The sequence below is a fragment of the Nonomuraea sp. NPDC049695 genome (assembly GCF_040674955.1).
In the GTDB taxonomy this organism is placed as follows: Bacteria; Actinomycetota; Actinomycetes; order Streptosporangiales; family Streptosporangiaceae; genus Nonomuraea; species Nonomuraea helvata.
This window is the reverse complement of record NZ_JBFANV010000203.1, coordinates 1-3270: the sequence shown is the minus strand read 5'-3', so window position 1 is coordinate 3270 and position 3270 is coordinate 1. Positions and strand designations below refer to the sequence as shown.

General features: G+C 69.4%; 2 protein-coding genes. Both read right to left on the bottom strand.

Annotation, left to right across the window (positions count from 1 at the left end):
• Positions 1-560: 560 nt before the first annotated feature.
• The gene (locus AB0J64_RS56940) at positions 561-3080 is read right to left on the bottom strand and encodes an excinuclease ABC subunit UvrA (RefSeq protein WP_364047090.1); all 2520 of its coding nucleotides are present in this window, start codon (positions 3078-3080) and stop codon (positions 561-563) included.
• Positions 3077-3270: hypothetical protein (locus tag AB0J64_RS56935; protein ID WP_364047087.1), on the bottom strand; the 194-nt coding region annotated here is incomplete at its 5' end. The genes AB0J64_RS56940 and AB0J64_RS56935, both read right to left, overlap by 4 nt.

Below are 3270 nucleotides of genomic sequence, written 5' to 3'. Positions count from 1 at the left end.
CTGACATGAATCCGCGCACGTAGTGGCGCTGCAACACGATGAAGAGGATGAGACAGGGGATGGCCATGACCATGACACCGGCCTTGGCCGGTGCGCCCACGGAGAGACAAAGTCGCTGCTGATGATCGGATCCCTTCGCGGTTACATGCCAATACGTCGGAGCCTAGTCTCGTTACCCGGTCGATGCCCGAGCGGTGGGAGTCGCGGCGCGCACGACCCAGGCGGATTGCTGCGACTCGACCGCCCGTTTCGGATGTGGCGTCGATGCACTCGTGCAGCAACTCGGCGGCCGAGCGCGGATCGCCGAGGCGGATGTGGGCAAGTGCCTGATCAGTCGACACGATCGCCCGCTGCACACGCTCGCGCGGAGCGACGAGCGACCGGGCTGACTGGGCTGACTGGGCGAAGTTGTCATGCGCCTCGGCGGGATCACCGCTATACAGTGAGGTGACGCCCTCGAACCACGCAGGCGGGCGGGCGAAAAGGGAACTCGTCGCCGGATCTCCGTCGCGGTCGATCGGTTGCAGTGCAGGACGTGCCGCAAGACGCGCCCCGCCCTCTCAGCAGCGCTCGCCATCTCGCACTTCCAGGAGCGGCAGGCCCGCCGCGTACCGCCGGAAGAAACCGGCGGTCGGGGTGTTCGCGGTCGCGACGGCGTCCGGGGTGCCCTCCGCGATCACCGCGCCCCCGTCCGGACCGGCTCCCGGCCCCAGGTCGATCACCCAGTCCGCGGACGCGGCGACGGGGATGTCATGTTCGGCCACGACGACGGTGTTGCCCGAGTCGAGCAGCACATCGAGCGCATCCACCACACGCTGGACATCAGACGGGTGCAGGCCCGAGACGGGTTCGTCGAGAACGACAAGACCGGCCTTGCGGCCCGCGGCACCGCGCTGGATCGCGGACGCCAGCTTCAGCCGCTGCGCCTCGCCGCCGGACAACTCTGTGGCGCTCTGGCCGAGCTGGAGATAGCCGAGCCCGACCTGGTTCAAGGCTCCCAGGGTTTCCGCGAGTTGCCGGGGTTCGGAGAACTGCTCCACTGCCTCGGCGACGGTGAGCTCCAGCACCTGATCGATGGCCAATCCCTGGTACCTGATCTCCAAAGCCTCCGGCTGGTAGCGCCGCCCCTCGCACGCGTCGCAGACCACCCACACATCCGGCAGGAAGTGCATGTCGACCAGCTTGCGGCCATAACCGGTGCAGGTTTCGCAGCGGCCACCACCCGCGGTGTTGAAGCTGAACCAGGAGGCATTGACCCCGCGTCCGCGCGCCACGTCGGTTTCGGCGAACAGCTTGCGGACAATGTCGAACGCCTTGCTGTAGGTGGCCGGGTTGGACCGCGGCGTGCGCCCGAGCGGTTCCTGATCGACGACGGCGACCCAGTCGAACCCCTCCAGGCCAGTCACCTGTCGCACCGTGTCGATCGTCGTCCCGTTCAGGGCGGCCTCCACGCTCGCCGCGAGCGCGCCGAGCAGGCTGCTCTTGCCGCTGCCGCTCACCCCGGTCAGGCAGGTGAGCCGACCGGCGGGGAAACGCACCAGGTCTGCGGTCACGTTGCGCGCACGAAGGCCGTGCAACTCCACCCAGCCGGTGTCATCCCCGGCCGGACGGCGGGTCCGGCGCAGCCGCGGCCCCTCACCGGCCAGATAGCGTCCGGTCAGCGACGTCGGGTGGGCGGCCGCGTCGGCGGGAAGCCCCGACACCAGGATCTCACCGCCGAGGCGGCCCGCGCCGGGCCCCATGTCGATCACCCAGTCGGCCCGGGCGATCAGTTCAGGGTCGTGCTCGACCAGGAGCACCGTGTTGCCGGCCTTGCGTAGCTCCAGGGCGATGTCGAGCAGGTGCGCCTTATCCGCCGGATGCAGCCCGGTCCCGGGCTCGTCCAGGACGAAGACGATGCCGCTCAGCTCGGTGCTGAGCTGCGCGGCGAGCCGGGTTCGCTGCAACTCACCCCCGGACAGTGTCGCCGCGCTCCGGGACAGCTGGAGATGGGCCAGGCCGAGCCGGTCGAGGATCCCGAGTCTGCGACCCAGGTCCTGCAGCAGCGGCTCACCCACCTCGCGCTGCCGGGCGCCCAGGTCGCCGGCCACACGCTCCGCCCAGCTGCGCACCTCCCGTACGTCCACCTCGAGCAGGTCGGGATAGGTCAGCCCGCCGAGCCGCACGGACCGGGCCACCTGGTCGTACCCGCTGCCGCCGCAGGTGCCGCACGGCTGCTTGCGCATGTACGGCAGGTAGCGCTGCTTGGCGCTGGAGGTCTGGGCGTTCACGAACACCCGCTCCACCTCGGCCAGCGCCCCCCGCAGCGGCTGGCTCGAGGTGTAGGTCACCGAGACCGTCTCCTTTCTGCTGGTCATGTCGACGGTCGCCTCGACCTTCTCCTCACCTGTGCCGTACAGCACGCAGTGGCGGAACTCCTCCGGCAGCGACTGCCATGGCCGGCCGAGGTCCACGCCGCGCTTGTCGGCGAGCGCCGGCACGAACGCGTGCTCCCCCGACCGCCACTTGGCGTACCAAGGCGAGGCCCCCTCGAAGAGCGGAAGCTCCGGATGGGTGATGACCAGGTCCTCCTGCGCCTGCCAGCGCCCGCCCACCCCATGACAGTCCGCGCAGCTGCCTTCCGGGGTGTTGCGGTCGAAATGAGCGGTCGTCAGATGCCCGGTGACGCTCTCCGCCGCCGGGTCCGCGCCGATCCCCGGAAGGCGGGAGTACAGCAGCCCCAGATGCCCGTCGATGCCGGTGATCGTCGCGACCGTGGACCGGGGGTTGCGGTTCAGGCGGCGCTGGTCGACCGCGAGCGTCGCGCCGAGTCCCAGGATGCGGTCGACCTTCGGCCGATTGCGCTGGGTGATGTACTGCCGCACGAACGGCGAAAGCCCCTCCAGATACCGTAGCTGGGCCTCGTTGTGCAGGGTGTCGATGGCCAGCGAGGTCTTGCCGCTGCCGCTCACCCCGGTGAAGGCGGTGAGCCACCCCTTGGGGATGCTCACCGACACGTCCCGCAGATTGTTGGTACGAGCCCCCACCACCTCGATGGCCTCGCGCCCCATACTCGCGACGTCCCGTACGAACGCAGTCAACCTTGATCCACCCTCTCGCAACACAGCAGAACACAGGCGGACGGACCCCCACCCATGTCGAACAGATTGATTCCGCCACTACGCGGCGGCCGCTCGGCCACGGCCATCACCACGGCCGCGCCGATCACGATCCCGGCCAGCCACGGATCGACGTACGGAGGGATCAGCGGAGAGGAGGCGTAAACGACCC